Here is a 25,819-nt window from a genome sequence, read left to right as displayed (position 1 = left end):
TCCAGGGCAGCCTGTGCGGCCTGCTCACGGTCCACGGCCTGGGCCAGGGCGGTGCGGGCCTGCTCACGCGCTGTGAGCGCAGCCTCGTGCCGCGAGCGCGCCGAGGCAACCGCTCCTCCGGCACGGGCCAGCTTCTCGCGTCGGTCAGCCTGGCGGCGTGCCAGTGCCTCAACCGCCTGCGCGCTCGCCGCCTCCTCGCGCTCAGCATCTCCTCGCTGCTCCGTGGCCCGTGACAGTGCCGTGCGAGCGGCCTCGACGGCGTCAGCGAGCTCGGTCTCCGCCTCGGCAGCCGCCCGCGCACGGCGTTCAAGCTCCTCCGGATCGGTGCCGAAGGAGGCCGGTGGGGCGGAGGCCAGGCCACGCACGCGCTCGGCGGCGACGTCGGCCAGGGCGGAGAAGGACTGGGCCGCCGCCGTCAGCTCCTCCCAGGTGGCCGTGGCACGGCTCAGCCGCTGGCCCGAGGTGGCCTCGGCTCCCGCGAGCTCAGCCAGGCGGGCCCGGGCCACGCGCTCGGCTTCCTCAGCCTCGCTGCGCCGACGCGCCAACGCCGCCTGGTCCTCATCGCCTGCCTCCAGCAGCGCCTGGGCCTGGACCACTTCATCGGCGAGCAGGCGGGCCGTGGCGTCGCGGACCTCAACCTGGATGGTGCGAGCCCGACGGGCCACGGCCGCCTGGCGGGCCAGCGGGCCGAGCTGACGGCGCAACTCAGCGGTCAGGTCAGTCAGGCGGGCCAGGTCGGCGGCCATCGAGTCGAGCTTGCGCAGGGCGCGCTCCTTGCGGCGCCGGTGCTTGAGGACGCCAGCGGCCTCCTCGATGAAGCCACGGCGCTCCTCCGGGGTGGCCTGTAGGACGGCGTCAAGCCGTCCCTGCCCGACGATGACGTGCATCTGGCGGCCCAGGCCCGTGTCCGAGAGCAGCTCCTGGACGTCGAGCAGGCGGCACGGCGTGCCGTTGATCTGGTACTCCGAGCCGCCACCGCGAAAGAGCGTGCGGGTGACGGTGACCTCGGTGTAGTCGATAGGAAGCACGCCGTCAGAGTTGTCGATGGTCAGGCTCACCTCGGCGCGTCCCAGCGCCGGGCGCGATCCGGCGCCGGCAAAGATGACGTCCGCCATGGAGCCGCCACGCAGGTTCTTGACTCCCTGTTCCCCCATCACCCAGGTCAGCGCGTCTACGACGTTGGACTTGCCTGAGCCGTTGGGCCCGACCACCGCGGTGATCCCCGGCTCCAGACGCAGCGTGGTTGACGAGGCGAAGGACTTGAATCCCTTGATCGTCAACGTCTTGAGGTGCACGCCCCCACGATACCGGGCGGGAGGGCGCCTCGGGGCGGCTACCTCTCGGCGGGGAGCACCGCAGCCTGCGTGAGCAGATCGAGGGTGAGGTGGCGCCAGGTCTGGGAGAGGGCCGAACCGGGATTGAGGTCGAAGACGTGGTCGGTCAGGGGCGCGATCAGCGTGGTGTGGGGCGCACCGGCCTCTTCCAGGGCGGCGTCGAGGCTGCGCGTCCCGTCCACGGGGACCACGTGGTCACGCGCCCCGTGGACGATGAGCGTCGGTGGCAGGCTCGGCCCCATCCCTCGCTGCGCCAGGAGAGCCAGCTTGCGGCGCGGGTCGATCGCCTCGTAGCGCTCGGGCACCTGGCCCGGTGTACCACTGGTGTAGCGGCGAGCGCGCTCGGAGACAAAGGGGGCCATGACCAGGTCGGGGTTGTCGTGGAAGCCAACCGGGTCCGCGATCGGATAGGTGGTCGAGACCGCGTCGATCTGGGGGACCTCGCTGCCGCACTCCTCATCCACCGGATCCAGCTGCCCCAGGGCCTGACGGTAGGTGATCTCCAGAGCCAGGTTGCCTCCGGCTGAGTCTCCTACGAGCGCCAGGTGCCGCGCGTCGCCACCGTAGCCCTCGGCGTGGCTCGCCACCCAGGCCAGGCCGCACGCCACTCGGGACTCGGCCAGCTGCCAGGTGGCAAGGTCAGGGGTGGACAAGGGATAGTCCAGGGCAATGGCCAGGTAGCCCTGAGAGGCGAACCAGGCGGCCTGGCCACGGGTCATGGGGTTGAGGCGGTTGCCGTTGGACCACCCGCCACCGTGGAGAAGGACGACGACGCCGACCGGACTGTCTGAGCGCGCCGACCTGCCTGAGCTCGCCGGCGCGCCGGTGCTGCCGGCGCCCAGGACCCCGCCACGGCCGTCACGTGGCAGCCACACCCCGGCCTGGAGGAGCTGTCCGGTGTCGGTGTCGTCGAGGACCACCGGCTGAACGTCAGGCTGTGAGCCGCTCTGCCCGATCCCGGTCAGTGCCCACAGGTCCAGCCTCACGCCCTGGGACCGGGCGAAGTCCACCTGCCGCCAGCCCACACCTGCCGTGATCACCAGGGCGAGGGTGAGTAGGAGGACGGCGAGGCTGCGGGCTCGTCCCGGGCGCCGGCGCCGGGCGGCGAGGGCCACGAGGACGAGGACGGCCAGCAGGGCGAGCCAGTCGACTCCCCAGGGGCCCAGCATGAGGCTGTAGGACAGGCCCGGGACCTCGATGAGCTCGGCCAGGGACGCCAGGGCGGCGAAGCCGGCCACCGCGAGCAGCAGGCAGGTGGCCGCAGGCCTGCCAGGTGGCCGGTGGTCAGAGGCGTGGGACACGCACGACACCCTACCCAGAGGCATGAGCGCCTCGGTTCCCTCCCGGGAGGTGCTCACCGGTCCCTCTCCTCCTTCTCGAGGAGGACTGTGTCACCACTCCCCCCCCCGAGGAGGAGGCCGGTGCGCAGATCGGTCGTTAGTCTCGGTCTCACGACCGACACCAGGAGGCCCTGTGCTCCAGATTTCTCGCCTGTCCAAACGCTTCGGCTCCCTGCAGGCGCTGAACGAGCTGTCCTTCCATGTTGGCGACGACGAGCTGGTCGGCTTCGTCGGGGCCAACGGCGCCGGCAAGTCGACCACGATGCGCATCGCGATGGGGGTGCTGGAGGCCGACTCAGGAACCGTGACCTGGGACGGGCAGCCGGTGGACGCCGGCCTGCGCCGCCGTATCGGTTACATGCCGGAGGAACGCGGCCTGTATCCCAAGATGAAGGTCGAGGCCCAGCTGACCTACCTGGCCCGGCTCCACGGCGTGAGCAAGGCCCGTGCGCAGGAGGCCGCGCTGGAGTGGACCGAGCGCCTGGGCATCCAGGCCCGCCGCGGCGACGAGGTCCAGAAGCTCTCACTCGGTAACCAGCAGCGTGTCCAGCTGGCCGCGGCCCTCGTGGCTGACCCGGCCCTGCTCATCCTGGACGAGCCCTTCTCCGGCCTGGACCCGGTGGCCGTGGACGTCATGAGCCAGGTCCTGCGTGAGCGGGCTGAGGCCGGTATCCCCACGCTCTTCTCCTCTCACCAGCTCGACGTCGTTGAGCGCCTGTGCGACCGGATCGTCATCATCCGCTCCGGCCAGCTGGTTGCCGCCGGCACGATCGAGGAGCTGGCTGCCACCAGCCAGACGGCACCGAGCCCCCTCTCCCCCGCTCTGGCCGGTCTGCCGCAGGTCGAGGTCAGCCGGGACTCCCATGGCCGCCTCATCGTCACAGCGTCCGGCCAGGACGAGCAGGAGCTGCTGACGGCTGCCAGGCCCCTCGGCACCGTGCGCGAGCTGGGACCGGTGCGCAAGCCGTTGACCGAGATCTTCCGCGAGGCACTCACCGCACCGGCTGTCGACGGCGAGAACCCGCCCCGCACCGAGGAGACCACACGATGACGACCACGAGCACGACTACCCGTCCCTCCGGCGCCACACCCGACGCCTCCATGTCCGCCTGGGCCGAGATCCGGCTCGTGGCCGGGCGCGAGCTGCACACCCAATTACTGAAGAAGTCAGCCGTCATCTCCCAGATCATCATGATGGTGCTGGTCGTGGCCGGCATCGTCGCCTACGGCTACTTCTCCGGCGGACAGGACGAGCCCTACCGGCTGGGTGTGACCGGGAGCAGCGCCACTGCGGTCCAGGCCCTCACTGACGCCGCCGGCTCTGAGCTCACGACCTCCTCTGGCCGGCCCGTCGAGATCGTGGACCTGACGGGCCAGGACCCGGCCACCACGCTGGGCGAGGACAGTGCGGACCAGGCCGGGCACGTCGACATGGTCCTGGACCTCGCTGCCGACCAGCCCGAGCTGATGGTCCAGGAGAAGGCGGACCAGGGTGTGGTGGCAGCGCTGAGCGCCCTCATCCAGCAGCGCGCGCTGGCCGACCAGGTCGCTGCCCTGGGTGGGGACCCCGCGGCGGTGAGCCAGGCGGTGGCTGAGGCAGCTCCGAGCGTGACGGTCCTGGACCCGCCGTCGAGCGACCGAGCGGACGCCGGGGTGCGCTACACGACCCTCATGATCGTCAACATCCTGCTCTTCATCGTCATCATGGGTGGAGGCCAGGTCATCGCCATGGGCGTGGTGGAGGAGAAGTCAAGCCGGATCGTGGAGATCCTCCTGGCCTGCGTGCGCCCGACCTCCCTGCTGGCCGGCAAGGTGATCGGGACGGGTCTGGCCGTCATCTCCTCCTACGCGCTTATCGCCGTCGTGGCCGCCGCGACCGCTGCCGTCATGGACGTCCTGCCGAACACGGACCTGCGTCTGGACTCGGTGGTGGCGGTCATGCTGGTGTGGATGGTCGTCGGTTTCGCGACCTTCGCGATCCTCTTCGGGGCCGCAGGCGCCCTGGTCAGCCGTCAGGAGGACATGGGCAACGTGACCATGCCGATCATGATGCTGGCGATGGTGCCCTACATGCTCTCCTTCGTCATGGCCATGGGCAGTCCCCAGTCGGTGGTGTGGCGGGTTCTGGCCTACATCCCGCCCTTCTCCGCCTTCCTCATGCCGGCACGCCTGACCTTCGGGTACTCCGACTGGGGTGAGCAGGCGATCGCGCTGGCGATCGCGCTGGCAGTCCTGCCCCTGCTGGTGCGCCTGGCCGCTCGCGTCTACACCCGGGCTGTGACCCGCATGGGCGCCAGGGTCCCGCTCAAGGAGGTGCTGGGACGCCGGGCCGCCTGATCCTGCGTCATCGCGCAGCCGGCGGTGCTGGTCAGCGCATGTGGGCCGTCCCAGTACCGCCGGGATGCCTCACTCAGCCAGCTCGGGGAACCAGATCGCGATCTCGCGCTCGGCTGACTCATCCGAGTCCGAGCCGTGGATGAGGTTCTCGATGGCGTCCGTGCCCCAGTCACGCCCCAGGTCCCCGCGGATCGTGCCAGGAGGCGCCGTCGTCGGGTCGGTCGGGCCGATCAAGGAACGCAGCCCCTCCACCACACGGTGCCCGCGAGCTACCACCGCCACGAGCGGACCGGAGGTCATGTACTCCACGATCGAGGGGTAGAAGGGCTTGTCCACGTGCTCGGCGTAGTGGCGCTGGAGGATCTCAGGCGTGGCGATCTCACGGCGCAGCGCGATGAGGTCATACCCCTTGGCGTCGATACGGCGCAGGATCTCCCCGGTGAGGTGACGCTGGACGGCGTCAGGCTTGATAAGGATGAGGATGCGGCCCGGGGCCTCAGCCATGGCACTCCTTCGGTAGACGGTACGTATCTCCCGCTCCACCATGGCCCGGACAGGCCAGGAGGGGCGAGGTCGTGCTGCACGCTACACGAGGCAGCCAGCTCCCGGTAGCACCCTCGCGTCCCTCAGCGAGGGTCAGCTCTCCTGGTCCACGGCGGCCAGCGCGGTGTCCGCGGCAGCCTGGATGAGCAGCGCCGTCGAGCAGGCTCCGGGGTCCAGGTGCCCACGCGAGCGCTCCCCCAGGAAGGAGGCACGTCCCTTGCGCGCCTTGAGGGGCAAGGTCTCCTGCGCGCCCTCGTGCGCCGCCGTGGCCGCAGCCTGGAGGACCTCGACCGGGCCCTCGCCGCGATCGGCGGCCTGACGCGCCGCAGCCGCAGCGGGCTGCCAGACGTCCAGCATCGTCTTGTCCCCGGCCTCGGCCCGTCCCCGCAGCCTCACGGCGTCAGCTGCCTCCTGGAGCATCTGCGCCACCTGCGCACCATCGACCTGCGCGCCGTCGACCGTGTGGGAGGCCCGCAGCATGGCCGTGCCCAGCAGCGGCCCGGCGGCACCGCCCACCGTGGTGATGAGCGAGGTCGCCACCAGCTGGAGCACCTCCCCAGCCGTCGTGGGAGCCTGCCCCGCAGCCGCGACCTCGTCCAGTCGCGCCACGGCAGCGTTGTACCCACGCTCCAGGTTCGCGCCGTGGTCGCCGTCGCCGATCGCTGTGTCCAGGGCGGTCAGGGCGTCGCGGTGCTCCTGCACCACGACGGCGCTGCGTCGTACCCACTGGATCGCCCACTCGGCGTCGAGGCTCATGCCATCTCCTTCTTCAGTTCGTCTCATGCGCACTCACGCGCACCACCCGTATGCTTGTTTAAGTCTCCCACGCCATTCCACCTGTGGCGAGGTCTGGGAGCCCACACCCGTCTCAGGCGCGGTGGAACAGCGCCCTGGCCTCAGCCGCCAGGACGACGGACCCGACGATGAGCACGCCTGAGGCCGTCATCGGAGCGTCAAAGCCCTCGGACAGCGCCACGGCCTGCTCGACGCCGGAACCCAGGTCCTCGGCCACGATGACACGGTCCTCGCCGTAGACCTCCCGCGCCACGGCGGCCAGGTCCTCGACCTCCATGGCCCGCGGAGAGTCCATGGGGACAACGACCACGGCGTCCGTAGCCGGCTCCAGGACGGAGAGGATCCCCTCGACGTCCTTGTCCGCCATCGCCCCGACCACGGCCACCAGGTGCTGGAAGCCGAAGGCCTCCTGCACGGCCGGGACCAAGGCGGACACGCCGTGCGGGTTGTGCCCGGCGTCCACGATCACGGTCGGCGAGGAGCGCAGCACCTCCAGGCGCCCGGGCGAGGTCGCCGCAGCGAACCCGTCCTGGACCACCCGGGCCGGCAGAGCCCGCCCGGCGAAGACCGCCTCCGCCGCGGCCAGGGCGAGCAGGGCGTTATGAGCCTGGTACTGCCCGTGCAGGGGGATGAAGACGTCCTCGTAGGTAGCTGCCGCCGTCTTGAGAGTGACCATCTGTCCCCCCACAGCCAGCGTGCGGTCCACCACCTGCAGCACTCCGGCGTCCGTGGCGTCCGGGTCTTCCTGCGTCCCCAGCTCGCGGCGCCACACCACGGCGTGGGCCGCAGCGGCCTCAGCGATGACCTCCTGGGCCTGGCGAGGCTGGGTGGAGGTGATGAGGGTGGCGCCATCCTTGATGATGCCGGCCTTGTTGGAGGCGATCTGCTCGATCGTGTCCCCCAGCCAGGCCTGGTGGTCACGGCCGATGGGCGTGATGACCTCGACGGCGGAGTCGACGACGTTGGTCGAGTCCCAGGTACCGCCCATGCCGACCTCGATCACCGCGACGTCCACCGGGTAGTCGGCGAAGGCCGCGAAGGCCATGACGGTCAGGACCTCGAAGAAGGACATCCTCGGGCCGCCGCTCGCCTGCGAGCGCTCATCCACCATGGCGACGTAGGGGGCCACGTCCTCCCAGGCGGCGATGAAGCCCTCCTCGCTGATGGGCTCACCGTCCAGGCTGATGCGCTCGCGGATGGTGGCCAGGTGCGGGCTGGTGAACCGGCCGGTGCGCATCCCCGTGGCCGCCAGCAGCCGCTCGGTCATCCGCGCCGTCGAGGTCTTGCCGTTGGTGCCGGTGATGTGGACGACCGTGTAGGTGCGTTCGGGGTGGCCGATGATGTCGAGGACCGCCTCGACACGCTCCAGGGAGGGCTGGACCTTGTGCTCAGGGGCGCGAGAGAGGATCTCGGCCTCAACCTGGCGCATACGCGCCGAGACCTCGACGCCGTGGGCGGCTGCGCGCAGATCGGCCTGGTGCTGCTCGATCTCGCTGGCCAGCTCCTCACCCAGGTCGGTGGGATCATCCGCCTGCGGCAGGACCGGCTCCCACTGGTCCCAGTCGTCGCTGTCGTCCTCGTCGACCTCAGCGAGCAGGGCGTCGAGCTGGTCCAGGTCGCCGGAGCCCGTCGAACCCAGCATGTTGTGAGCCACCAGCTCACGCAGGGCCTGCAGGTCCTCTTCCTCCTGTGCCGCCTCACGCTCGGCCTGCGAGATACCGGCCTCACGCACCTGCGCCAGGGTCAGGGACCCGTCCGGGCCTACCAGCGAGTCCTCCTCCTGCGCGGCCTCCAGGTAGGGCATCAGCGCGGGATCAATGCCCTCGATGCCGGCGATGCACCCCTCGGCCTGGGCGGCGAGCTCCGCGCGCAGGGCCTCCAGGCCCTCACTGGGCCGGGCATCGCCGAAGACGGCGTCGACGACCTCCTCGCCCTCGGCGCCCTCAGGGATACCGAAGGCGGCTCCCGGGTGCTGGCCGGTGACGTCGTCGTGCGTGGTGGACATGCTGCGCTCCCCTGCTCGTGTGCGGACCTGGGCCAGCCTAGCCACCGCTGACCGCGCGGTGCTCACGCAGCCGTCCGCTCACGGTGAGACCGATGCGAGAGGGGTCACGCTGGAGGCCTGACGCCCCTGCCCAGCATGGGCGGCCGGGCGGGGCAGTCCGTATGATCCGATATATATAGACAGTGCGCCGCGTCGCCGTGGCGAGGCGCAGGCAACAGGTACCGCCCCTGCGGGCCGTCACAGGCAAAGGAGTCACCCATGGACACCAGCACCGCTCCCCTCACCGAGCTTCCTCCCGTCGGCGCGTGGCTGAGCGACATGGACGGCGTGCTCGTGCGCGAGCACCGCGCCCTTCCCGGGGCCCAGGAGTTCCTCGACGCGCTGAAGGAGAGGGATCTGCCCTTCCTGGTGCTGACCAACAACTCGATCTTCACCAACCGTGACTTGTCCGCGCGCCTGGAGCGCTCGGGCCTGGAGATCCCCGAGGACCGGATCTGGACCTCGGCCAACGCCACGGCGGCCTTCCTGTCCCAGCAGTCGCCCCGTTCGTCCGCCTTCGTCATCGGTGAGGCCGGCCTGACCACCGCCCTGCACAACGCGGGCTACATCATGACGGACCAGGACCCGGAGTACGTGGTGCTGGGCGAGACCCGCAACTACTCCTTCAACGCGCTCACCCACGCGATCCGGCTCATCGAGAAGGGCGCCAAGTTCATCGCCACCAACCCTGATGTCACCGGCCCCTCTGACGAGGGCACGCTGCCGGCCACCGGGAGCGTGGCAGCGATGATCAAGGCCGCCACCGGCCGCTCGCCCTACTTCGTGGGCAAGCCGAACCCCGTCATGATCCGCGCGGGTCTGAACGCCATCGGCGCCCACTCCACCACGGCCGCGATGGTCGGTGACCGGATGGACACCGACGTGCGCGCCGGCGTCGAGGCGGGTCTGCGCACCTACCTGGTCCTGTCCGGCTCGACCTCGCGTGAACAGGTCTCGCTCTTCCCCTTCCGTCCCTTCGCCATCCACGACGGTATCGGCGACCTCATCGCCCACATCGAGGCCGGGGACTGACGGGGTCTCCCCCCCCCCACGAGACGGCGCCGCCACCTTCACACAGGGGGTGGCGGCGCCGTCGCGCTCAGCAGGTCTCAGGCCGTGGCGACCTCGGCGCTGGGCTGGCTGCCCTCCGGGCCGGTGACGAGGTCGATCGCCACGCAGCTGGTCTCAGCCTTGATGAGGTCGAGGTGGGCTCCTGTCCAGGCGTCCTTGTCCGCCGGGACCGTGAGGGTCAGGCGGGCCGGAGCGCCGATCTCCAGGTCGGCGGCCTTGCGCTCGTCCTGGACCAGGCGGATGAGGTCACGCGCCCAGCCCTCGGCCTCCAGCTGCTCGTCCAGGGCGGTGTCGAGCACGATGAAGGCGCCCGAGGCCAGCATCGTGGCAGACAGGGACTCGTCCTCGACGTCGATCCGGTTGGTCAGGGTGAAGGCTGAGTCCTCGGCCTCCAGCACCACCGCGGCGCTGTCCAGGACGACGGCGTCAAAACGCACGTCCCCGTCCTCGGTCAGCGTCCACTCCCCTGCCTTGACGGCGGCGAAGAGCTTAGAGGTGAGCTTGCGGACCTCAGGGGCGAAGGCACGCGGGTTGAGGGTGAGCACCTGCTCCACGTGGTAGCCGGCGTCGGCCGCGTCCAGGATGCGCACCTCCTTGACGTTGACCTCCTCGGCGATCAGCGAGCGGAAGGGAGCCAGACCCGCCGGGTCCGAGGTGGCGATGGTCAGCGTGCGCAGCGGCTGACGCACGCGCAGCTTCTCCGCCTTGCGCAGGCTCAGCGCCGCCGAGACCGCGTCACGGGCCTCGTCCATGGCAGTGACCAGCGCCTGGTCGGCCACGTGGGCGGGCAGGACGGGCCAGTCGGTCAGGTGCACCGAGCGCCCGCCGGTCAGTCCACGCCAGATCTCCTCGCTCACCAGCGGAGCCAGCGGCGCCATGACCTCGGTGAGCACCCGCAGCACGGTGGCCAGAGTGTCGAAGGCCGGGCGCCACACCTGCTCCTCGGCGTCGGAGAAGCGCGAGCGGGAGGTGCGCAGGTACCAGTTGGTCAGCACGTCGATGAACTCACGCACGCTGGCGGTGGCACCGGTGACGTCGTAGGCGCTCATCTGGGTGCGCACCGTGTCCGCCAGGTCCTTGACGCGGGCCAGGACGTAGCGGTCCATGACCGCCAGGCTTCCGCGCGGGCCAAACAGGGAGGGGTCCGTCAGGTCCAGGCCGTCACTGACGTACCCCTGGCCGCCATTGACCTTGCCGGCGTAGAGGGTGAAGAAGTACCAGGTGTTCCACAGCGGCAGGAGAACCTGACGCACGGTGTCACGGATGGCCTGGTCCGTCACGGAGAGGTTGCCTCCGCGCACCACCGGACTGGACAGCAGGAACCAGCGCATCGCGTCGGCACCGTCGCGGTCGAAGACCATGTTGACGTCCGGGTAGTTGCGCAGGGACTTGCTCATCTTCTGCCCGTCCTCACCCAGCAGGATGCCGTGGGAGACCACGGAGGTGAAGGCAGGACGGTCGAACAAGGCGGTAGCCAGCACGTGGAGGAGGTAGAACCAGCCGCGGGTCTGGCCGATGTACTCCACGATGAAGTCCCCGGGGTTGTGGGACTCGAACCACTCGACGTTCTCGAAGGGGTAATGCACCTGGGCGTAGGGCATCGAGCCGGACTCGAACCAGCAGTCCATGACGTCGGGGATACGGCGCATCATCGACTTGCCGGTCGGGTCGTCCGGGTTGGGACGCACCAGCTCGTCGATGGCGGGGCGGTGCAGGTCGGTGACCTTGACGCCGAAGTCGCGCTCGAGCTCAGCGAAGGAGCCGTAGACGTCGCGCCGCGGGTAGGCCGGGTCGTCGGACTCCCACACGGGGATCGGGGCGCCCCAGAACCGGTTGCGCGAGATCGACCAGTCGCGCGCACCCGCCAGCCAGTTGCCGAAGATACCGTCCTTGATGTGGGACGGGGTCCAGGTGATCTGCTGGTTGAGCTCGATCATACGGTCACGGAACTTGGTCACGGCCACGAACCAGGAGGACACGGCCTTATAGATCAGCGGCTTACGGCAGCGCCAGCAGTGCGGGTAGCTGTGGACGTAGCTCTTCTGCTGGACCAGGACGGCACGCTTGGCCTCCTCACGCCGGGCCATGGGGCCCGAGGCGTCACGCAGGTCCACCGTGATCGGCTTGTTGGCCTCGAAGACCTGCAGGCCCTGGTAGTCATGGACCTCGGAGGTGAAGCAGCCGCCGTCGTCCACCGGCAGGACGGGAGCGATCCCGGCCTCCTGGCACACGAACATGTCATCCTCACCGAAAGCCGGAGCGATGTGGACCAGGCCGGTACCGTCCTCGGTGGTGACGTAGTCGCCGGAGATGATGGTCCAGCCCTTGGGGCCGGGGGCCGCGCCCTCGGCACGGTGCCCGGCGTCGTCGTAGTAGTCGAAGATCGGGTGGTAGCGCCGCCCCACCAGCTCCCTGCCCTTCAGGCGTGCGAGGATCTCGGGCTCCTCGCCCAGCTCCTTGGCGTAGGCGCCCAGGCGAGCCTCGCCGAGGACCACGTCCGCTCCGGCAACCGGGGAGTCGAGGTCCTCGGGAACGTGGACGATGACGTAGTCGATGTCGGGGCCAGCGGCCACGGCCTCGTTGGAGGGCAGGGTCCACGGCGTCGTCGTCCAGATCAGGGCCAGCTCGGGGGTGGTGGCGCCCTCACGCAGCGGCTCCTCCAGGCGCAGGCCCACCGTGACCGTGTTGTCCTGACGGTCCTGGTAGACGTCGTCATCCATCTTGAGCTCGTGGTTGCTCAGCGGCGTGCGGTCGTGCCAGCAGTAGGGCAGGACGCGGTAGCCCTGGTAGGCCAGGCCCTTGTCATACAGGGTCTTGAAGGCCCAGATGACCGACTCCATGTAGTCGGGGTTGAGCGTCTTGTAGTCGTTGTCGAAGTCGACCCAGCGCGCCTGGCGGGTGACGTAGCCCTCCCACTCATGGGTGTAGCGCAGCACCGAGGAGCGGCAGGCCTCGTTGAAGGCCTTGATGCCGATGCCGCCGGGGCGGGTGATCTCGGAGACGTCGTCGATGCCGAGCTCGCGCTGGGCCTCCAGCTCGGCGGGCAGGCCGTGGGTGTCCCAGCCGAAGCGGCGCTCCACGCGCTTGCCCATCTGGGTCTGGAAACGGCCGACGGCGTCCTTGACGTAGCCGGTCAGCAGGTGACCGTAGTGGGGCAGGCCGTTGGCGAAGGGCGGGCCGTCGTAGAAGACAAACTCGTTGGAGTGGCCGTTGTCGTCGTAGGCGGGACGGAAGTCAACCGACTCCTTGAAGGTGCCGTCCTGCTTCCAGTAGGCCAGGACCTCCTCCTCCATCTGCGGGAAGGAGGGCGAGGGGGACACGCCGGCCCCGTCGCGGTGCAGGGGGTAGGCGGCCGGGTGGAAGGACTGGCCGGTGTGGGTGGTGGCCTGGGCGTCAGCCATGGGGTGCCTCGCGTCGTGCTCGTGAACAACCGTGTCTCACGAGGACGACGCCGCACCTCCCTCGTGCCCTGGCAGGCCGAGGGCGGGCGGTACCGCGGTACCACCTCGCTTGCCGCGCACGAGGCGCGACCGCTCCTTGGGAGGCTGTACGGGCCTCACCCGCCCGGGTCTAGTGAGGCTGACGGCGGCGCGTGCGCGACGTCGTCGGCCCGTTCTTCCGGGAGGCTCGCCGGTGATACCCGCAGGCCGTGAGGCTGCGGCCGGGTCAGTGCCTGATTGGCGCCGAGTGTATCCGGGCGGGCCTGGCAGGCACCAGCCTGGGCGGCACACCAGGAGCGTCAACCTCGCCACACTGCCCTAGCGCGCCACGGGCTCGCGGTTACCCAGGCGTACCTTCTCCACCTTCTTCTCCGTCTCGAAGTCCGATTCCTTGAAACCGAAGAAGTACGTGCACACGAAGGACACGACCAGAGTGACCACCGAGGCGATCCAGAAGCCGGTGAAGGAGGAGTTAAGCCCCTCGGGGTTGACGAAGGAGGGGAAGCCGACGAAGGCGCCGATGAAGCCCCACATGTTGACGTCGAAGAGCCCAGTGAGCAGGCCGCCCACGGCTTCACCGATCGAGGCGGTGATGAAGACCCGGCCGTACTTGAGGTTGAGGCCGTACATGGCCGGCTCGGTCACCCCGCACATCGCCGAGATCGTGGCAGGTCCTGCCAGGCGCTTGACCCGTACGTTCTTGGCATTGATCCAGATCGCCAGCGCCCCACCGCCCTGGGCGATCATGGACACCGAGACGATGGCGTTGAGCGGCGAGTATCCCGGGTCTGCGATCTGCTGGGAGATGATAGGGATGACGGCCCAGTGCAGGCCGAAGATGACCAGGCACTGGTACAGGCCACCGATGACGAAGCCCGCCACTGGCTAGGACAGGGAGAGCACCCAGGTCATGCCAGAGGCGATGGCTCCCGAGATCGTCATGACGATCGGGCCGAAGACCACGAGCACGAGGGCGGAGACGATGAAGATCTCCAGCAGCGGGGCAAAGATCGATCGCACGACGGCGGGGATGACCTTCTTCAGCCAGGGCTCGATGCGCGAGGCCAGCCAGGCTGCCACGATGATCGGGAAGATGGAGTAGGCGTAGGCGTTGCCCTCCGGCAGCGCCACGGGCAGGCCGAAGAAGTCAGAGTTGAAGACGGTACGTCCGATCTGAGCGGTGACGGTGTGGCCCTCGGTGGCCGGGTTGGACATGGCCACGACGCTGGGATAGGTCAGCACCCCACCGATGATCGCCACGATGATGGGGTCCGCCCCCAGGCGGCGGGCCGCGGTGAAGCCGATGATGATGGGCAGGAAGTAGAACATCGACGAGCTCATGGCGTCGATGAAGGTGTAGGTCGGGGTCCCGGAGTCCACCACGTCGAGCTGGGTGAGCAGGGCCAGGATGCCCTTGAGGATGCCGGAGGCCGCCAAGACGCCGATGACCGGGATCATGGAGCCGGTGATGACACCGATGAGGCTGGAGAAACCGTACTCCCCGGACATCGGACGCCCGTCCTGATCCACCGGCCCGAAGGGAGCCCGTGCCGGTCCACCGAACTTGCTCACCCAGTTAGTGGGCAGCGAGCCGTCAGCCTTGGCGGGACGGATGTAGAAGTAGTCGCGGTAGCGCTGGTGGCCTGCAAGCGCGGCCTGGAACCAGGCGTGCTGGGTGGAGACGTGGTTGAGGACCATGTCGAGCATAGGGCTGATGCCGTGCGCCGCCAGCGCCTGGGTCAGAGCGTCAAAGTCCTCCATCGCACCCATGGCCGGGTCGATGGCCCGGTAGTCGGCGATGTCATAGCCGTTGTCCCGCCCCGGTGAGGGGTAGAAGGAGTTGAGCCAGACGTAGTCCACCCCGAGGGAGGCGATATAGGGGACCTTCTCGATCACCCCTCGCAGGTCCCCGACGCCGTCGCCGTCGGTGTCCCGGTAGGACTTGGGGTAGACCTGGTAGACGACGGCGTCGTGGAAGCCGTGCTGGGCTCTCATGCCACTCCTCACTTACGCAATCTGGACTCAGCGTGTGATTGAGTACGCACCGTTGACGACGGTTGCGCAAGCCCCGCCAGCTCGGCTCAGGTAGGCGTAGGCAGGATCAGGCTGACTCAGACAACGTCCTGGCCGGTCCCCACGATCCCGGTCCCGGCCGCAGAGTCGGAGGTGGAGCCAAAGCCCTCATCCTGAAGGACTCCGCTGCCACCTGATGATCCACCCTCATCGCCCGAGTCCTGCGAGTCAGAGCCCTGCGAGCCCGAGTCAGGCGTGGTCCGCCCTGCCTGTCCAGATCCGTCCTGCCCCTGCTGCCCCGAGGCTCCGGGCCCCTGGCCGCCCATGCCACCAGGGCCACCCTGGCCGCCGCCACCAGGTCCGCCCTGGCCACCCGGTCCGGCAAACGAGCCCTGCTCCGGCGCCCCGTCAGAGCCCACCAGGGCATGGGTACCCCAGCCCAGTCCGAAGGAGGCTGCAACCACCGCGACGCTGGCGGCCACGCGCACCGACAGACGGCGGTACCACGGTTTCCGAGCAGCCGCCGCCTCAGCGGCCACCAGACCGAGCAGGCCATCGGCGCCAGCCACAGGCTGAGCAGGGGTGAGGTGGGAGGACGCGCCATCGCGCTGCAGCGTCGGCGCCTGCTCGCCACCCTCGGGCTGCTTCGGTTCCCCAGCCGTGGGCAGCATGGCCGTCACCTGCTGATGCTGGACAGCACTGCCTTGCGGGGATGCGTCATCGTGCGCCGGAAGGCTGCCGGTGGGCTCGTCGTGGCCGCTCATGAGTCTCCTCTCGGGATCCCCTCCACTCCTGTGGAGTTACCCCCGAGACTACGAGCGTCCCCTCATTGCCTTCTGACTAGTTCTTATGACCTTTCTGTGACCCTGATGGGCTCACAGTGTCCGCGCGACGACGGTGTTGGAAGCCTGCGCTCGCGGCCGGACGATGAGGGAGTCAATGTTGACGTGGGCCGGTCGCTCCAGGGTCCACACCACGCACTCAGCCACGTCCTCGGCACTCAGCGGCGCCTGGACACCGGCATAGACCGCCTCCGCCCTGGCCCGGTCACCATGGAAGCGGTTAAGGGAGAACTCCTCGGTCGCCACCATGCCCGGAGCAACCTCGATGACGCGCACCGGCTCCCCCACCAGCTCCAGACGCAGGGTGTTGGCGATGATGCGCTCGGCGTGCTTGGCCGCGACGTAGCCGGCGCCTCCCGGGTAGGTGTCATGGGCAGCGGTCGAGGTCAGGAACAGCACATCCCCTCCACGCTCACGCAGACCGGGCAGGAAGGCCTGAGTCACCGCGAGCGCGCCGAGCACGTTGCGCTCGTACATCGCGGCCCACTCCCCTGCCTTCCCGTCAGCCACCGAGTCCGTCCCCAGGGCGCCACCGGCGTTGTTGACGACGGCGTCAACCGGGCCGCCCGCCAGCACCTCGCGTGCCAGGCGAGCGACGTCGTCGGGCTCCTGCAGGTCCGCTGCCACCCAGCCGCAGCCGGTCTCGTCAGCCAGTGCCTGGAGGCGCTCAGCCCGCCGAGCGGTGGCGACCACCTCCCAACCGTGACGGCGCAGGAGACGGACGGTGGCTGCTCCGATCCCGGTGGAGGCTCCGGTGACGACGGCGCGGCGGACGGGGGCGGTGGAGGTGGTAGTCATAGGAGCATTCTCCCCACCGCGCCGCCCCTGCGCGATAGCGTGAGGCCATGCACGTCGACGACGCCGCGCCATCTGCACTGCCGGGTACCGCCACTGCGGCTCCGGGCCACTCCAGGCAGGAACCCGGCTGGGTCCGGCACGCCATCGCCTGGCACGTCTACCCGCTGGGCGCCGTCGGCGCCGAGCCGCTGTGTCCGCCTGGAGACCCGCAGGACCCTGACTCGCCGGCCGGGTTGGTGGCCGATGAGCACCGCCTGGCGCGGCTCGTGCCCTGGCTGGACCACCTCATCACCCTGGGCGCCAATGTCCTGCTGCTCGGGCCGGTCTTCCACTCCATGTCCCACGGCTACGACACGGTTGACTACTACCACGTCGACCCCAGGCTGGGCACCAACGAGGACCTGAAAGTCCTCATCGACCAGGCCCATGCGCGCGGCATCAGGGTGGTCCTCGACGGCGTCTTCAACCACACCGGGATCGAGCACCCTTCCTTCGCCGGTCTGGCTCAGAGCGGCCCACGCTCGCCCGAGGCAGGGATGTACCGGCTTTCCTGGCCTGAGGGGAGCTGGGCGCCGGGCGCCGCCCCCAGTGACTACGCTCGCTTCGAGGGGCAGGAATGGCTGCCCGAGCTGGACCACACCAGCCCTGACGTGGTGGAGATGGTCAGCGAGGTGATGGAGCACTGGTGCGCTCTTGGGGTGGACGGGTGGCGGCTGGACGCTGCCTACGCCGTCCCGCCAGCCTTCTGGACCCAGGTCCTGCCCCGACTGCGCTCGCGCTTTCCTGAGGTGTATGTCTTCGGCGAGGTGATCCACGGCGACTACGCCCAGGTGGTCACGGACTCCGGCATGGACTCGGTTACCCAGTACGAGCTGTGGCAAGCGGTCTGGCACGGCCTGGCTGAGGAGAACTTCTACGAGCTCGACTGGTGCCTGGGCCGCCACGCCCACCTCCTGCCCGTCTTCGTGCCGGTCACCTTCCTCGGCAACCACGACACCACGCGCATCGCCAGCGCACTGGGCTGCCGTCCCGGTGGGGCGCGCCGGCTCGCCCACGCCGTCGCCCTGCTCATGACGCTGCCTGGCACGCCCGTTATCTACTACGGGGACGAGGAAGGGCTCGAGGGGGTCAAGGAGGAGAGGCTGGGAGGCGACGACGCGGTGCGCCCTGCGCTGCCGGCCGAGCCCTGGTCACGTCAGCCAGCCCTGCCCACCGGCCAGCGCCCAGGGGCTGAGGTTGAGGACCTCTACCGCCAGCTCATCGCGCTGCGCCGTCGCCTGTCCTGGCTCCATGACGCCGAGGTCACCACCGTGCACCTGGACAACCGGCTCCTCAGCCTCAGGCTGGCCCCCAGAGCCAAGGAGCCGGGAGGTCAGGATGCCGGCACCTCACCGACCTCGGTGGTCCTGGCCTTGTCCCTGGAGGAGCACGAGGCCTGGCTGCCCACCCGCGGCGCGCACACGGTCCTGGCCACGGACCGTCAGGCACCCGCCCCGCGCGCCGAGCGCGACGGCGTCGTCCTGCCGCCGTGCGGATGGGCGGTGCTGGGCTGACCGGGCAGCATGCCCCGCCGTCGTCCCTGGTATCTCAGTTCAGCATCCCGAACAGGTCCTTGGGGTCGCTGGGCGCGGCGACGAGGTCGATCTCCTCGTAGAAGCGCTCTCCTCCCTGCTGCTTGAGGCAGTCCTCCAGGAAGACCAGGCCCGTGAAGTCCTCGACCGCGAAGCCGACGCCGTCGTAGACCGTGACCTGCTCGGCGCTCGTGCGCCCTGGCTGAGCGCCTGCCAGCACCTCCCACAGCTCGGTGACCGGGTAGTGCGCCGGCTTGGCCTGGATCTCCCCCTCGATCCGGGTCTGCGGGGTGTACTCGGTGAAGACCGGGCCCATGTCCAAGATGCCGGGGTCGAGCTCGGTCTTGCCCGGGCAGTCGCCCCCGATGGCGTTGAGGTGGACGCCGGGGCGGATGTCGTGGCGGGACAGGACCTGAGCGTTGCGCTTGTCCGCGGTACAGGTGGTGATGATGTCCGCCCCGGCCACGGCCTGGGAAGCCGAGTCGGCGATCTCGACCTCGATGTCGTAGGCGGCGAGGTTGCGGCGCAGCTTCTGGCTGGCCGCCGGGTCGACGTCGTAGACGCTCACCCGCTCGATCGGCCGCACGGCCCGGTTGGCCAGCACCTGGAACTCCGACTGCGAGCCGGCACCGATGAGGGCCAGGTGGCGCGAGTCCTGCCGGGCCAGCAGGCGGGTGACCATCCCAGAGGTTGCTGCGGTACGCAGGGCGGTGAGCAGAGTCATCTCCGCCAGCAGCCGCGGGTAGCCATTGTGGACGTCAGCCAGGACGCCGAAGGCGGTGACCGTCTGATATCCCCGAGCGGGGTTGGAAGGGTGGCCGTTGACGAACTTGAAGGCGTAGGTCTGCCCGTCGCTGGTGGGCATGAGCTCGATGACGCCGATCTCGGAGTGCGAGGCCACACGCGGACGAAGCTCAAAGCTGTCCCACCGCCTGAAGTCCTTCTCCATCGCTTCGATCATGCCGGCCAGCAAGGTCTGCGGCCCGGTCTGCCTCATCCAACGAACCATGTGGGGAACGTCGACGAATCGCATCGTTACTCCTTGGAGCCACGGTCACCGCTGTCGCCCTCGCCCTCGTTGGCACCGACGAGCTGACCGTCATCTCGACTGTACGGGCCGGTGACCAAGCAGGCAACGTCTTTGACGGAGCTGATCTACTAGCCTGGCCGCATGACGACTTTTGGCTTCATCGGTGCGGGCAACATGGCGGGCGCGATCGTGCGTGGGGCGGTGGCAGCAGGCCTGACCCGCCGCGCTGACAAGGGCGGGGCGGGCCACCGAGTCCTGGTGACCTCTGCCCACGGCTCGGCGGCCCGGTTGGCGCAGCAGACCGGCGCTGAGCTCGTGGCGCAGGCCAGCGCGCTGGTCCAGGAGTCGGACGTCGTCGTCCTGGCCGTCAAGCCGCATGTGATCCCCGGAGTCCTGGAAGAGCTCAGTCAGGAGCTCGCAGCGAGCAAGCCCCTCGTGGTCTCCATCGCGGCGGGACTGAGCCTGGAGAAGCTGGAGGCGATGCTGCCCGCGGGCACCCGCGTGGTGCGAGCGATGCCGAATATGGCGGCAGCGGTGGGCGAGTCCATGACGGCGCTGGCGGCCGGGAGCGCAGCCGGCCAGGAGGATCTGGACATCGTCGAGGAGCTCATGGCGGCCGTCGGACGCACAGTGGTGCTTGCGGAGAAGGACTTCTCCGCCTTTATCGGGCTGGCTGGCTCCTCCCCCGCCTTCGTCTTCACCTTTATTGACGCCCTGGCACGTGCCGGCGTGCTGGGTGGGATCCCCAAGGCCCAGGCTGTCGAGATCGTCGCGCAAGCGGTGGCGGGCTCAGCCCGCACGGTCCAGGCGGAGGCGGAGCGGCGCGAGCGCGGCGAGGCAGGGCGGACGCCCGCCGACCTCGTTGACGCCGTGTGCTCGCCAGGCGGGACCACTGTGGCCGGGGTGGTCGCGATGGAGCAGGCAGGCTTCTCCTGCGCAGTCATTGAGGCCTTCCGTGCCACCGTGGCCCGGGACCGGGAGCTCGGGGCCTAGCCCTCCACCCGCATCAAGACCGCATCAAGACCGGGGTTTCCTGTGTGCAACCGGGGGCTACGCACTGTCTAGCCCCCGGTTCAGAACGCCACATCGCAGTGGCCCACCCAGCCCGTTTCTCTATCGTCGTTCCCACTTGCATTATGCAGACAGCTTGCTAAACTCCCTTTCATTAAAGATGTGGTGCGGACCACTGACGTCACGCCACAAGAAAGGGCTCAAAGATGAGCACTCGCACCTCCTCAGATCAGCGAATTCGTCCGCGTACGGACGGACACTGCACCAGGGTCGACGCCGTCCTGGCAGCACTACGGCGCCACCAGACAACGACAGTCTCGCTCCTCGCTCAGGAGACCGGATACTCCCGCCCGACTGTCACCGCCACCCTTGACGAGCTGTGCGCTAACAGCCTTGCTGAAGAAGCCTCACTCAGCGACCAGGGGGTAGGACGGCCCGCAACCTCTTGGCGCATCCGCCCAGATGCAGGAATCATCATCGGCGTCGACCTACTAGCCACCTCAATGCTCCTGGTTGTGGTCAACCTGCGAGGAGAGGTTCTCCTCGCCCACCAGTACACCCTGGACACCGACAATGCCGACCGCCGCCTGTCTCAGCTGAGCTCGTTCATCCACGAGGCTGCCCAGGCCCAGCAGGACTCAGGGCGACTACTAGCGGTAGGCGTCTCAGCAACCGGCGTCGTCGACCCAGACGGCTCCATCGTCGCTTCTGACTTTGTCCCGGTGTGGTCCGGTTTTCCTCTTGCCGAACGCCTGGCCCAGGCTCTGGGCGTACAGGTCATAGTCGAGAACGACATCAATATGGCCGCCTTCGGCGAGTACACGTTGCGATACCAAGAACACCGGGTTGAAGCAGACTCGTGCCTGTTTCTGGTCCAGTTCACCCGGGGGCCCCGCACGGGGCTCATCCTCGACGGCCAGGTCCACCGCGGACGTCGTTGGAAAGCTGGAGAGATCTCCGAGCTCATCGATCTACGCACCGGCGACGAGCCAGATGAGGAGTGGATGTCGCGTACGGCCTTGGCCATCGCCACGGTCTCGGCAGTCCTCGATCCAGACATCGTCGTGCTCTCCGCCTCCAACGCCCATATGCGAGACGCCATCCTCCAAGTCATCCAGCGCCTAGACGATCTCCAGGACAAGAACGGCTCACGAATCCGCCTAGAGCTAGCGGAGCTGGAGGGAGCCGGTTCTGTCATCGGCGCTATCCACACGGCGCTGGCAGCAGCAGGCACTGTCCTGACCGGAGTCCTTTCTCCGACCCCTGTACATCTCACCGGTACCGCCAGCATCACGGCAGCCTCTATGAAGGGATCTCACAGTGTCATGAACCTGTTCCAATCGTCCAGCAAGCCAGAGACCTTACGCGCAGGCATCGTTGGCGTCGGCGCGCGCTCACGTTTTGCCCTAGCATGCGAACGCCCAGAGAACAACGCGCACATCACCGCAGTGTGTGATCCCCACCCACTCGTGCGTGAGCGCGTGCGTGAGCGCCTTCGACGCGATCCGGACTCGCTATCGGTCACCAGCAGCGTCGAAGAACTCGTCAAGACCGGCATCGACATTGCCTTTGTCACCTCCCCTGACGACACCCACGCCTCGGTCACCTGCGACCTGCTCGAAGCAGGTATCCCGGTCTACCTGGAAAAGCCACTAGCCATCGATCTCGAGGGAGCCACCCGGATCCTCCAGACCGCCTATCGCACAGGCACAGGTCTGTACGTCGGACACAACATGCGGCACATGAACGTCGTGCGGTCCATGCGTGACATCATCCGCTCCGGCCGTATCGGCGAGGTCAAGGCCATATGGTGCCGCCACTTCGTCGGCCACGGCGGGGACTACTACTTCAAGGACTGGCACGCCGAACGAAGTCACGTCGGTGGTCTGCTGCTGCAGAAGGCCGCCCACGATATCGATGTCATGCACTGGCTCGCCGACTCTCACACAAACGAGGTAGTGGCTATGGGAGGCCTGACCCTCTACGACCAGGTCGCCAGCAGGGCGGACAACTCTGATGAGCTGATGAGCGACTGGTTCGCCACCAGCCACTGGCCTCCTCTCGCCCAGGAGCGGCTCAACCCGACCATCGACGTCGAAGACCTGTCGATGATGCTGATGCGTATGGAGTCCGGCGTCTACGCCTCCTACCAGCAGTGCCACTACACACCCGACTACTGGCGCAACTACACCGTGATCGGCACCGAGGGCCGGATCGAGAACTTCGGCGACGGCGAGGGCGGGCTCATCCGGCTATGGGCTTCGCGCTCGGACTACTCCCCTGACGGGGACACTTCCTTCCCCATCCTGGGAGATGCCGGCGGCCATAGCGATGCTGATGTCCTCACGGTCACCGAATTCATCCGATTCGTGCGCGATGGAGCGCCGACGGATACCTCACCGTTAGGCGCCTGGTACGCCGTCGCTGCAGGCATTCAGGCCACCGATTCCCTACGCCACGGGTCGCGCCCCGAGCAGATTCCACCCCTCCCTGACGACCTCATCAACTACTTCAACAACAACCAGCGCAAGCAGTCGTGAGCCTCCTGCCCACGACCTCATCACAGAACAAAGGAGTTCACCATGCGCACCATCTCCCGTCGCACCGCACTGGCCAGCGGCCTGGCAACCGGAGTCGCCCTCACCCTGGCTGCCTGTGGAGGAGGCGAGGACTCGGGCGGCTCTGACGGCAAGATCACGGGCAACCTAACCTTCTCCTTTTGGGACCAGAACCAGAAGGTGGCCATCGACCAGCACATCGCAGAGTTCGTCAAACTCCACCCCGAGGTCAGCATTACAACCTCGATCACGCCCTATGCACAGTACTGGACCAAGCTGCAGACCCAGGCCGAGGGGGACAATCTCCCAGATCTGTTCTGGATGAATGGTCCGCATATCGAGCTTTACGCATCCAACGGAATGCTGGAACCCCTGGACGACCTGGCTGATGTCTCATGGGACAACTACCCGCAGGCGTTGGTGGACCTCTACACGGTAGAGGACAAGCACTACGGCGTCCCCAAGGACTACGACACCGTCGCTGTGTTCTATAACAAGAAGCTCTTCGATGCCGCTGGGGTGGCCTACCCCCAGGAGGACTGGACCTGGGAGGACTTCACAACGACGGCGAACACCATCTCGACTGCTCTGAAGGACGACGGTGTCTACGGCGTTGCCACCGGCCTGGCTGGAGGACAGGAGGGCTGGTACAACACCGTCCATCAAGCAGGCGGCTTCATCATTGAGGATGGCAAGTCCGGCTACGACCACGATGCGTCGATCAAGGGGATCGAGTTCTGGAAAGAGCTCATCGCCTCAGGCGCCAGCCCGTCCCTGGAAGCGATGGCGGATACCAAGCCCAACGTCATGTTCGAGTCCGAGAAGGCAGCCATGACCTGGTCCGGAACCTGGATCGTCTCCGAGTTCGCCGAGAAACTGCCGAACAAGGACCACGTGGACATCGCGCCCCTGCCCAAGGGCGAGCAGCGCGCCTCGGTCATCCACGGTCTGACCACGGTCGTGGCAGCTGGCTCAGAGAACAAGGCGGCCGCCAAGGCTTTCGTCTCCTTCCTGGCACAGAAGGAGCAGCATCTGAGGGAAGCTGAACTAGGCATCGCCAACCCCGCCTTCAACGGCACACAGGAGACCTTCCAAGACTCCCAGCCTCAGTGGAACATGAAGGCATTTGCTGAAGCGGCCACTGACTATGCCGTGCCCTACCCGGTATCCAGGAACACCCAGGTGTGGAACGACTTCGAGGAGCAGCTCCTGCCTGAGGCCTTCTCTGGCAAGCGGGACGTGTCTGAGGTCTGTAAGGAGCTCGCCGCCAAGATGAACGAAGCGCTGCAGTCGGAGTAACCCCATGCAGCGATCTCCCGAGCGGACCAGGACCAGGCCGCGCGGTCGGATCCACCTCGCTGAGGCGAGGACCGGAGCGCTATTCGTGCTTCCGGTCCTCGCCGGCGTGGCGGTGTTCTACCTCTACCCGATCCTGAAGAACTTCTATTCCTCTTTCACCCAGCCCAATGTCTTTGGCACCTCTTCCAAATTCGTCGGACTGGCTAACTACGAGAAGCTGGCGACCGACTCCGCCTTTGGCAACGCCACTGTCAACACCCTGACCTACACCGTGGTCCTCATGCTGGGGATCCCGATCGCAGTGATATTTGCGTCGCTGATCTCCAGGCCAGGGCTGCGCTTCGCCAAGCTCTATCGGATTGCTTTCTTCATGCCTTACATCGCAATGCCTACAGCAATCGCACTGGTATGGCGTCTGATGTTTAATGGGGACTTCGGAATTATCAATCAGGCCCTACGGAGCATTGGTATCTCTGATCCGCCCTACTGGACCTCCACACCCGGTTTTGCCATCGTGGCAGTGTCAATCGTAGGGATGTGGTCTTCCATTGGATTCAACATGATCATCCTGTCAGCTGGTCTGCAGGCAATTCCCTCCGAGCTCTACGAGGCAGCCTCGATCGATGGCGCCTCCCACTGGCGCCAGTTCCGTTCCATTACCGTCCCACTCCTCACTCCATCTATCTTCTTCCTCACGGTTATTCAGGCAATCAACGGGTTCCAGGTCTTCGACCTTCTCTTCGCCATGATGGGCTCAAACAATCCCGCTATGCCCCATACCCGCACCTTTGTCTACCTCTTCTACAACGAGGCCTTCATGGTCAACCACAAGGGGTATGCCGCGGCGATCGCGATGGCCATCCTGCTCGTCGTTGGAATCCTGACCGCGCTCCAGTTCAAGCTACAGAAGAAGTGGGTGCAGTATCTTGCCTAATCTGCCACTCAAGAAGGGCGCATTGACTCCCACCCGCAGGGTCAAGCGCAATGACACCTGGGCTCATATCGCACTGTGTCTGGCCTCGATCGTCATGGTCTTTCCCTTTATTTGGCAATTGATCATGTCGATCTCCACCAACTTTGAGATCCAAGCGGTTCCGGTCCGGTTCTTCCCGGAGACGCCGCAGTGGCACAACTACGTGGACGTCTTTACCAAGCTACCTTTCCTCAACCAGCTCGGAGTGTCCGTCCTGATCACAGTGATCCGTACCCTCGGCCAACTTATCCTGTGCTCGTTGGCCGGTTATGCCTTCGCCCGTCTGCGGTTTCCCTTTAAGGGAGCCATCCTTGCCCTCATCTTGGCCATCCTCATGGTGCCAGGCCAGGTCTACCTGATCCCGCAGTACCAGATCATCCAGGACCTCCATCTGCTGGAGACCCCCTGGGGCGTAGCACTGCCGGGTATCTTCTCTGCCTTCGGTACCTTCCTGATGCGTCAGTCCTTCATGTCACTGCCGCGTGAGCTGGAAGAGTCAGCACGTCTGGACGGGGCTTCCCCCTTCCAGACCTTCTGGAAGGTCATGCTGCCTCTGGCCCGCCCCGGCCTGTCCGCAGTTGCCATTACCACCGTCCTCTGGTCCTGGAATGACCTGCTGTGGCCTTTAGTTGTCACTACTCGTGAGACCTCGATGCCACTGAGCGCTGGAATTGCCACGCTGGCCGGCCGGACCGAGGTCGACTACTCGGTCATGATGGCGGCCTCGGTAATGGCCATGGCACCCGTTCTCATTCTGTTCCTCCTGCTGCAAAAGCGCGTCGTCGAGGGACTCGCCTTCTCTGGAATGAAAGGTTAATTC

At 67.4% G+C, this 25,819-nt stretch carries 18 protein-coding genes and 1 pseudogene; 9 read left to right on the top strand and 10 right to left on the bottom strand.

Going from position 1 to position 25,819, the window contains the following annotated elements; genetic code table 11:
• The coding region (locus HMPREF0058_RS05255; protein WP_006548681.1) for a chromosome segregation SMC family protein at nt 1-1,295 on the bottom strand (1,295 nt) is incomplete at its 3' end.
• A gap of 38 nt (nt 1,296-1,333) precedes the next feature.
• Complete coding sequence (locus HMPREF0058_RS05250) at nt 1,334-2,635, bottom strand: alpha/beta hydrolase fold domain-containing protein (protein ID WP_169305814.1); 1,302 nt, start codon at nt 2,633-2,635, stop codon at nt 1,334-1,336.
• A 172-nt stretch (nt 2,636-2,807) separates the two neighbouring features.
• On the opposite strand from HMPREF0058_RS05250, the gene HMPREF0058_RS05245 reads away from it, so the two are divergent.
• Nucleotides 2,808-3,725 carry an ABC transporter ATP-binding protein gene (locus HMPREF0058_RS05245; RefSeq protein WP_006548679.1) on the top strand — a complete coding sequence of 306 codons (918 nt, stop codon included), beginning with the start codon at nt 2,808-2,810 and terminating at the stop codon, nt 3,723-3,725.
• Nucleotides 3,722-5,011, top strand: coding sequence for an ABC transporter permease (locus tag HMPREF0058_RS05240; RefSeq protein WP_006548678.1), 1,290 nt, complete (start codon nt 3,722-3,724; stop codon nt 5,009-5,011). Before HMPREF0058_RS05245 ends, HMPREF0058_RS05240 begins: the two co-directional genes overlap by 4 nt.
• Before the next feature lie 69 nt (nt 5,012-5,080).
• Here HMPREF0058_RS05240 and ndk read toward each other — a convergent pair whose 3' ends face one another.
• The 3 genes from ndk to HMPREF0058_RS05225 form a co-directional block, all read right to left on the bottom strand.
• Nucleotides 5,081-5,515 carry a nucleoside-diphosphate kinase gene (gene ndk / locus HMPREF0058_RS05235; protein WP_024035071.1) on the bottom strand — a complete coding sequence of 145 codons (435 nt, stop codon included), beginning with the start codon at nt 5,513-5,515 and terminating at the stop codon, nt 5,081-5,083.
• 132 nt (nt 5,516-5,647) lie between these two features.
• The gene (dhaL, locus tag HMPREF0058_RS05230) at nt 5,648-6,310 is read right to left on the bottom strand and encodes a dihydroxyacetone kinase subunit DhaL (RefSeq protein WP_006548676.1); all 663 of its coding nucleotides are present in this window, start codon (nt 6,308-6,310) and stop codon (nt 5,648-5,650) included.
• Nucleotides 6,311-6,422: 112 nt separating this feature from the next.
• Entirely contained in the window at nt 6,423-8,354 is a 1,932-nt protein-coding gene (locus tag HMPREF0058_RS05225) for a bifunctional folylpolyglutamate synthase/dihydrofolate synthase (RefSeq protein ID WP_006548675.1), read from the bottom strand.
• Nucleotides 8,355-8,612: 258 nt separating this feature from the next.
• Here HMPREF0058_RS05225 and HMPREF0058_RS05220 point away from each other — a divergent pair, with 258 nt between their 5' ends.
• A complete protein-coding gene (locus HMPREF0058_RS05220; RefSeq protein ID WP_006548673.1) occupies nt 8,613-9,425 on the top strand; it encodes an HAD-IIA family hydrolase in 813 nt (270 codons plus the stop codon).
• 77 nt (nt 9,426-9,502) lie between these two features.
• Here HMPREF0058_RS05220 and ileS read toward each other — a convergent pair whose 3' ends face one another.
• The 4 genes and pseudogenes from ileS to HMPREF0058_RS05200 form a co-directional block, all read right to left on the bottom strand.
• On the bottom strand, nt 9,503-12,865 hold the full coding sequence (ileS, locus tag HMPREF0058_RS05215; RefSeq protein WP_006548672.1) for an isoleucine--tRNA ligase: 3,363 nt from the start codon (nt 12,863-12,865) through the stop codon (nt 9,503-9,505).
• 357 nt (nt 12,866-13,222) lie between these two features.
• Nucleotides 13,223-14,899, bottom strand: a pseudogene (locus HMPREF0058_RS12045) (PTS sugar transporter subunit IIC).
• Between the two features lie 116 nt (nt 14,900-15,015).
• Complete coding sequence (locus tag HMPREF0058_RS11745) at nt 15,016-15,681, bottom strand: hypothetical protein (protein ID WP_048780487.1); 666 nt, start codon at nt 15,679-15,681, stop codon at nt 15,016-15,018.
• 111 nt (nt 15,682-15,792) lie between these two features.
• On the bottom strand, nt 15,793-16,557 hold the full coding sequence (locus HMPREF0058_RS05200; protein WP_006548667.1) for an SDR family NAD(P)-dependent oxidoreductase: 765 nt from the start codon (nt 16,555-16,557) through the stop codon (nt 15,793-15,795).
• A gap of 47 nt (nt 16,558-16,604) precedes the next feature.
• On the opposite strand from HMPREF0058_RS05200, the gene HMPREF0058_RS05195 reads away from it, so the two are divergent.
• Nucleotides 16,605-18,110, top strand: a complete 1,506-nt coding sequence (locus tag HMPREF0058_RS05195; RefSeq protein ID WP_006548666.1) for an alpha-amylase family protein — start codon at nt 16,605-16,607, stop codon at nt 18,108-18,110.
• Between the two features lie 34 nt (nt 18,111-18,144).
• On the opposite strand, the gene ocd is transcribed toward HMPREF0058_RS05195, so the two are convergent.
• Nucleotides 18,145-19,161 (bottom strand): ornithine cyclodeaminase, encoded by a 1,017-nt coding sequence (gene ocd / locus HMPREF0058_RS05190; protein WP_006548665.1) that lies wholly within the window; start codon nt 19,159-19,161, stop codon nt 18,145-18,147.
• Nucleotides 19,162-19,299: 138 nt separating this feature from the next.
• Between ocd and proC the strand changes: the two genes are divergently transcribed.
• The 5 genes from proC to HMPREF0058_RS05165 all read left to right on the top strand — a co-directional run bounded on the left by proC (nt 19,300) and on the right by HMPREF0058_RS05165 (nt 25,816).
• Nucleotides 19,300-20,151: a pyrroline-5-carboxylate reductase gene (gene proC / locus HMPREF0058_RS05185; RefSeq protein WP_006548664.1), complete on the top strand. Its 852-nt coding sequence runs from the start codon at nt 19,300-19,302 to the stop codon at nt 20,149-20,151.
• Between the two features lie 224 nt (nt 20,152-20,375).
• A complete protein-coding gene (locus tag HMPREF0058_RS13420; protein WP_006548663.1) occupies nt 20,376-22,709 on the top strand; it encodes an ROK family protein in 2,334 nt (777 codons plus the stop codon).
• A 42-nt stretch (nt 22,710-22,751) separates the two neighbouring features.
• Nucleotides 22,752-24,026: an ABC transporter substrate-binding protein gene (locus HMPREF0058_RS05175; RefSeq protein WP_006548662.1), complete on the top strand. Its 1,275-nt coding sequence runs from the start codon at nt 22,752-22,754 to the stop codon at nt 24,024-24,026.
• Between the two features lie 85 nt (nt 24,027-24,111).
• Complete coding sequence (locus HMPREF0058_RS05170; protein WP_034237265.1) at nt 24,112-24,960, top strand: carbohydrate ABC transporter permease; 849 nt, start codon at nt 24,112-24,114, stop codon at nt 24,958-24,960.
• A gap of 22 nt (nt 24,961-24,982) precedes the next feature.
• The gene (locus HMPREF0058_RS05165) at nt 24,983-25,816 is read left to right on the top strand and encodes a carbohydrate ABC transporter permease (RefSeq protein ID WP_006548660.1); all 834 of its coding nucleotides are present in this window, start codon (nt 24,983-24,985) and stop codon (nt 25,814-25,816) included.
• The last annotated feature ends 3 nt before the right edge of the window (nt 25,817-25,819 follow it).

It is taken from the genome of Actinomyces urogenitalis DSM 15434 (genome assembly GCF_000159035.1).
GTDB classification, from domain to species: Bacteria; Actinomycetota; Actinomycetes; order Actinomycetales; family Actinomycetaceae; genus Actinomyces; species Actinomyces urogenitalis.
The sequence above is the reverse complement of the archived record's forward strand: the minus strand, read 5'-3'. Positions and strand labels throughout refer to the sequence as shown.